Source organism: Thauera phenolivorans (genome assembly GCF_001696715.1).
GTDB classification, from domain to species: Bacteria; Pseudomonadota; Gammaproteobacteria; order Burkholderiales; family Rhodocyclaceae; genus Thauera; species Thauera phenolivorans.
On the sequence record NZ_MBFM01000005.1, the window covers coordinates 129210 to 135209 of the forward strand.

Here is a 6000-nt window from a genome sequence, read left to right on the forward strand (position 1 = left end):
AGGGGACAATCGCGCCCGAGTGCGCCGCTTCCGGTGCAAGCCCGCCCGCGCGGCGGCGTTCCGACCGCCAATCCTTCCTCCAAGGCCGATCATGAAACGACTGACGACGATCCTGATGATGTCCCTCACCGCCGGCGCGCTGCTCTCCGGCTGCGGCAGGAGCGAGCCCGAGCTGGCCGCGTCGCCGGCGGCCGCGCCCGCCGCCCCGAGCCGCATCGTCGTCGGCCTCGACGACAACTTCCCGCCGATGGGCTTCCGCAACGAGAAGAACGAGCTGGTCGGCTTCGACATCGACCTTGCCAGGGAAGCGGCGAAGCGGCTCGGCATCGAGGTCGAATTCAAGCCGATCGACTGGAGCGCGAAGGAAGCCGAGCTCAACGGCAAGCGGGTCGACGCACTGTGGAACGGACTCACCATCACCGAGCAGCGCAGGCAGAACATCGGCTTCACCGCGCCCTACATGGAGAATCACCAGATCATCGTGGTGAACGCGGATTCGCCGATCCAGGCAAAGGCCGAGCTTGCCGGTCGCGTGGTCGGCATCCAGGATGGCAGCAGCGCGGTCGACGCGGTGCTCAAGGATCCGGTGGCGGGCTCGATCAAGGAGCTCAAGAAGTTCGGCGACAACGTCACCGCGCTGATGGACCTGACTACCGGCCGCCTCGAGGCGGTGGTGCTCGATGAGGTCGTCGGCCGCTACTACACCGCCAAGAAGCCTGGCCAGTACCGCGTGCTCGAGGATAACTTCGGTACCGAGGAATACGGCGTCGGCGTGCGCAAGGACGACACCGAGCTGCTCGCCCGCATCCAGAAGGCGATGGACGAGATGAAGCAGGATGGCAGCGCCGCGCGCATTTCCACCGAGTGGTTCGGCACCGACATCATCAAGTAAGCCTCCTCTCCACCGCATTTTCCTTCCGGCCGGGCGCGTGCCCGGCCGACCGGCAGGTCGCATGGACTACGTCATCAGCATCATCGGCCCGCTGGCCGAGGGTTCGCTCGTCACCCTCAAGCTGTTCTTCATCACCCTCGCGCTCGCGTTGCCGCTCGGCCTGGCGCTCGCGCTGGTGCGCATCTCGCGCTTTCGCAGCCTCGCGCTCGCGGTCGGCGGCTACCTGTGGCTGATGCGCGGCACGCCGCTGATGCTGCAGCTGCTGTTCATCTATTTCGCGCTGCCCTTCGTGCCGGTGGTGGGCGTCCGCCTGCCCGACTTCCCCGCCGCGGTGGTGGCCTTCGCGCTCAACTACGCGGCCTACTTCGCCGAGATCTTCCGCGCCGGCATCCAGTCGATCGACCGCGGCCAGTACGAGGGGGCCAAGGTGCTCGGCATGAGCTACGGCCAGACCATGCGGCGCATCGTGCTGCCGCAGATGGTCAAGCGCATCCTGCCGCCGATGAGCAACGAGACCATCACCCTGGTGAAGGACACCTCGCTGATCTACGTGCTCGCGCTCAACGACCTGCTGCGCGCGGCGCGTGGCATCGTCCAGCGCGACTTCACGATCACCCCCTTCATCGTCGCCGCCGCCTTCTACCTGCTCATGACCCTGGTGCTGACCTGGGGCTTCCAGCGCCTGGAAAAACGCTATGCCGTCTACGATGAATGAGCCGATGATCCGCGCCCGCGACATTCACAAGCGCTTCGGCGAGGTCGAGGTGCTCAGGGGGGTGTCGCTGCAGATGGACAAGGGCGAGGTGATCGCGGTGATCGGTCCCTCGGGTTCGGGCAAGAGCACCTTCCTGCGCTGCCTCAACCATCTCGAGACGATCGACCGCGGGCGGATCGAGATCGAGGGCGAGGCGATGGTCACCTCCGGCAGCGACGGCCTCGCCCGCTACGTCGCCGACGCCGAGCTGCGCCGCATCTGCCGCCGCATGGGGATGGTGTTCCAGCACTTCAACCTGTTCCCGCACATGACGGTGCTGCAGAACGTGATCGAGGCGCCGATGGTGGTCAAGGGCCAGCGGCGCGAGGAGATCGTGCCCAGGGCCGAGGCCCTGCTGCGCAAGGTCGGCCTGCTCGACAAGTGCGACGCCTATCCCTCGCGCCTGTCCGGCGGTCAGAAGCAGCGCGTGGCGATCGCCCGCGCGCTCGCGATGGAGCCCGACATCATGCTGTTCGACGAGCCCACCTCGGCGCTCGACCCCGAGCTCACCGGCGAGGTGCTGCGCACGATCCGCCAGCTCGCCGAGGAGCGCATGACGATGCTGGTGGTGACCCACGAGATGGGCTTCGCGCGCGAGGTGGCGAGCAGCGTTGTGTTCATGGACGGCGGGCTGATCGTCGAGGCGCGGCCCTCCGCCGAATTCTTCGCTGCCCCCGAACATCCGCGCACCCGCGCCTTCCTGCACAACATGCTCTAGGAACGCGGCGCCCTGCGCGATCGTCCTGAGGGCAGGGCGCCTGGAGGGGATGCGGTCATCGCAGGCACCGTAGGAGCGTACCCCTGTGCCCGATCACGGCACCCATGCGCGCGAGACCGCCGCCGGCCCAGGGTGGACCGACGCTGGGGCGATGGCGGACAATCGGGGGTCTCCTTCCCCATCTCCGAGGACTCCCGATGAGCTATCAGAACACCCAGCTCCTGATCGACGGCCAGTGGCAGGACGCCGCCGACGGCCGCACCATGCCAGTCTACAACCCGGCCACCGACGAGGAGATCGGCCGCGTCGCGCACGCCAGCATCGCCGACCTCGACCGTGCCCTGGCGGCCGCCGAGAAGGGCTTCGCGGCCTGGCGCGACACGCCGGCGGTCGAACGCCAGAAGGTCATGCGCCGGGCCGCCGCGCTGGTGCGCGAGGGCGCCGCCGACATCGCCACGATGCTGACCCAGGAACAAGGCAAGCCGTTCACCGAGGCACGCCTCGAGACCCTCGCCGCGGCCGACATCATCGAGTGGTTCGCCGACGAGGGCATGCGGGTCTACGGCCGCATCGTGCCGGGCCGCAACCTGGCGGCGACGCAGATGGTGCTGAAGGATCCGGTCGGCCCGGTGGCGGCATTCACGCCGTGGAACTTCCCGATCAACCAGGTGGTGCGCAAGGCCGGCGCGGCGCTCGCCACCGGCTGCTCGATCCTGGTGAAGGCCGCCGAAGAGACCCCGGCCGCGCCGGCGGCGCTGATCCGCGCCTTCGTCGACGCCGGCGTGCCCGCCGGCACGGTCGGCCTGGTCTACGGCAATCCGGCCGAGATCTCGGGTTACCTGATCCCGCATCCGGTGATCCGCAAGGCCACCTTCACCGGCTCGACCGCGGTCGGCAAGCAGCTCGCGGCGCTCGCCGGCCAGCACATGAAGCGGGTCACGATGGAGCTCGGTGGCCACGCGCCGGTGATCGTGTGCGAGGACGCCGATGTCGAGCTCGCGGTGCGCAGCGCCGGCGCCGCCAAGTTCCGCAATGCCGGTCAGGTGTGCATCTCGCCGACCCGCTTCCTGGTGCACGAGAGCGTGCGCAAGGAATTCGCCGCCAGTCTCGCGAAGCACGCCGCGGGCCTGAAGGTCGGCGACGGCCTCGCCGAAGGCACGCAGATGGGCCCGCTCGCCAACCCGCGCCGGCTGGCGGCGATGACCGAGATCATGGAGGACGCGATCAAGCGCGGCGTCACCGTGGCCGCCGGCGGCGAGCGCATCGGCAGCACTGGCAACTTCTTCGCTCCCACCGTGCTTGACGACGTGCCGCTCGAGGCGAAGGTCTTCAACGAGGAGCCCTTCGGCCCGGTGGCGGCGATCCGCGGCTTCGAGTCGCTCGACGACGCGATCGCCGAGGCCAACCGCCTGTCCTACGGCCTGGCGGGCTACGCGTTCACCCGCTCGCTGAAGAACGCCCACCGCCTGGCGCAGCGCGTGGAGGTCGGCATGCTCTATGTCAACCAGGGTGCGACGCCCACGGCCGAGATGCCGTTCGGCGGCATCAAGGACTCCGGCCACGGCACCGAAGGCGGCCCGGAGGCGCTCGAGGCCTATCTCAACACCCGCGCCGTGACCATCCTCAACGTCTGATCGCACTGGCAGACGCATGACAAGCCCGCCGAGGCCCGTTCCGGGCCCGGCGGGCTTTTTTTGCGTGCGGCGTCGGAGGGGGCGGCGTCGGTCGCAGGCGCTGTAGGAGCGCTGCCCTCAGCGCGATCAACCGCGGTCGTGCCCGCGATGACGGCTGCCATCGCCCTGGGGTCATCTCCTACAGGGGGGCAGCGAGCCGCTGTGTTCAGTCCTTCAGCATGCGCTGGACCGCCTCGAGGTGCTCCGGCTCGTTGTGGCACATGCCCTGGAAGGCGGCGCACAGGTCGAGGAAGTCCTTCAGCTCCATGCGCTGCGCCATCTTCATCAGGCGCTTGGTGAGGCGCAGCGCCTTCGGCGGCTGGGCGGCGAAGCGCGCCGCCATCGCCTGCGCGTGCGGCAGCAGCGCGTCGGCCTCGACCACCTCGAGCACGATGCCGAGCGTCTTCGCCTCGGCGGCGTCGACGATGCGGCCCGACAGCGTCAGCTCGAAGGCCTGCTGGTAGCCGATCAGGCGCTGCATGAACCAGGCGCCGCCGTCGCCGGGGATGATGCCGAGGTTGAGGAAGGTCTCGCCGAATTTCGCCTTCGTCGACGCGATGCGGATGTCGGCCATGTTGGCGAGGTCGAAGCCGGCGCCGATCGCCGGGCCGTTGACCGCGGCGATGAGCGGCACCTCGACCGCCTGCAGCGCCAGCGGGATGCGCTGGATGCCGCGCCGGTAGCGGGTGGCGACCTCGGCGACGTCGCCGGCGAAGTCGCCGCCGCGCGCCGCCATGTCCTTGACGTTGCCGCCGGCGGAGAAGGCCGAGCCCGCGCCGGTGATGACGAGCGCCGAGACCTCGTCGCAGCGGCTCACCCAGTCGGCGACGGCGACGATGTCTTCGATCAGCGCGGTGCCGGTGAGCGCGTTGCGCACGTCGTGGCGGTCGAGGGTCAGGGTGGCGACGCGGTCCTCGAGGGCGAGCAGCGCGTCGGTGAGCGGGGGAAGCGTCATCGTCAGGGTCCTCAGGGGTTCAGGATCGAACGGTTGGTGATGATGCGCGCGTCCACCACCGCGTAGCCGTCGGGATAGGCGATCACCGGGTTGAGGTCGAGCTCGGAGAGCTGCGGATAGGCGGTGACGATGCTCGACACCTTGAGCAGCAGGTCGACCAGCGCCTCCTTGTCCACCGGACGTTCGCCGCGCACGCCGGCGAGGATCTTGCGGGCCTTGAGCTGGTCTACCATCAGCCCGGCGTCGTGGCGCGACAGCGGGATCGCGCGGAAGGCGACGTCCTCGAGGATCTCGACGAAGATGCCGCCGAGGCCGAACATCAGCACCGGGCCGAAGATCGGGTCGCGCACCACGCCGACGATCGCCTCGGTCCCCTTCTTCGCCATCGGCGTCACCAGCACGCCGCGGATGTCGGCCTTCGGGTCATAGGCACGGCAGCTGGTCATGATCTGGTCGTAGGCCTCGCGGAGCGCCGCCTCGCCGGCCAGGTTGAGCTTGACGCCGCCGGCGTCCGATTTGTGCAGGATGTCCTTCGACACCACCTTCATCGCCAGCGGCCGGTCGCCGAACTGGGCGATCGCCGCTCCGAGCTCGTCCACATTGTGGGCGACGAGCTCCTCGGCGACCGCGATGCCGTGCGCCCGCAGCAGCGACTTGGCTTCGTACTCGAAGAGGTCGCGGCCCTCGTTCTGGGCGCGCGCGAACATCGCCTGCATGCTCTCGAGCGGGGTGACGCTCGCCTGCAGCGGCTGGCCGTGCTGCTGCTGCAGATAGATGCCGCGTTCGGCGAGCGCCTGCAGCACCTTCACCGCATGTTCGATCGAGGCGTACACCGGCAGGCCGGCCTCGTGCAGGCGGCGCAGCGCCGGCGGCTTGACCGGCGCATACAGGCTGTAGATGACGAGCGGCTTGCCGCAGCGGCGGGCGAGCTCGATCATCGACTCGGCCGCGCGCATCTCGCCGCCGAGCAGCGACTCGGCGAAGCGGGTGTGATAGCCGCCGAACATG

Annotated in this window: 6 protein-coding genes; 4 read left to right on the plus strand and 2 right to left on the minus strand. The window is 69.2% G+C overall.

What is annotated here, in order from left to right; genetic code table 11:
• Positions 1-91: 91 nt before the first annotated feature.
• The 4 genes from BB334_RS13645 to BB334_RS13660 all read left to right on the plus strand — a co-directional run bounded on the left by BB334_RS13645 (position 92) and on the right by BB334_RS13660 (position 3998).
• Positions 92-892 (plus strand): amino acid ABC transporter substrate-binding protein, encoded by an 801-nt coding sequence (locus BB334_RS13645; RefSeq protein WP_068809054.1) that lies wholly within the window; start codon positions 92-94, stop codon positions 890-892.
• A gap of 61 nt (positions 893-953) precedes the next feature.
• Positions 954-1607: an amino acid ABC transporter permease gene (locus BB334_RS13650; RefSeq protein ID WP_068809055.1), complete on the plus strand. Its 654-nt coding sequence runs from the start codon at positions 954-956 to the stop codon at positions 1605-1607.
• 4 nt (positions 1608-1611) lie between these two features.
• On the plus strand, positions 1612-2364 hold the full coding sequence (locus tag BB334_RS13655) for an amino acid ABC transporter ATP-binding protein (protein WP_068809056.1): 753 nt from the start codon (positions 1612-1614) through the stop codon (positions 2362-2364).
• Positions 2365-2561: 197 nt separating this feature from the next.
• The gene (locus BB334_RS13660) at positions 2562-3998 is read left to right on the plus strand and encodes an NAD-dependent succinate-semialdehyde dehydrogenase (protein WP_068809057.1); all 1437 of its coding nucleotides are present in this window, start codon (positions 2562-2564) and stop codon (positions 3996-3998) included.
• A 205-nt stretch (positions 3999-4203) separates the two neighbouring features.
• Here the strand turns inward: BB334_RS13660 and BB334_RS13665 are convergent, their stop codons facing one another.
• Both BB334_RS13665 and BB334_RS13670 read right to left on the minus strand, forming a co-directional pair.
• Positions 4204-4992 (minus strand): enoyl-CoA hydratase-related protein, encoded by a 789-nt coding sequence (locus BB334_RS13665; RefSeq protein ID WP_068809058.1) that lies wholly within the window; start codon positions 4990-4992, stop codon positions 4204-4206.
• A gap of 11 nt (positions 4993-5003) precedes the next feature.
• The coding region (locus BB334_RS13670) for an acetate--CoA ligase family protein (protein ID WP_198531258.1) at positions 5004-6000 on the minus strand (997 nt) is incomplete at its 5' end.

What these genes read in the sequence shown, in the direction of transcription:
- BB334_RS13645 (WP_068809054.1), top strand. Translation starts at nt 92, where the DNA reads ATGAAACGACTGACGACGATCCTGATGATGTCCCTCACCGCCGGCGCG.
- BB334_RS13665 (WP_068809058.1), bottom strand. Translation starts at nt 4,992, where the DNA reads ATGACGCTTCCCCCGCTCACCGACGCGCTGCTCGCCCTCGAGGACCGC.
- BB334_RS13655 (WP_068809056.1), top strand. Translation starts at nt 1,612, where the DNA reads ATGATCCGCGCCCGCGACATTCACAAGCGCTTCGGCGAGGTCGAGGTG.
- BB334_RS13660 (WP_068809057.1), top strand. Translation starts at nt 2,562, where the DNA reads ATGAGCTATCAGAACACCCAGCTCCTGATCGACGGCCAGTGGCAGGAC.
- BB334_RS13650 (WP_068809055.1), top strand. Translation starts at nt 954, where the DNA reads ATGGACTACGTCATCAGCATCATCGGCCCGCTGGCCGAGGGTTCGCTC.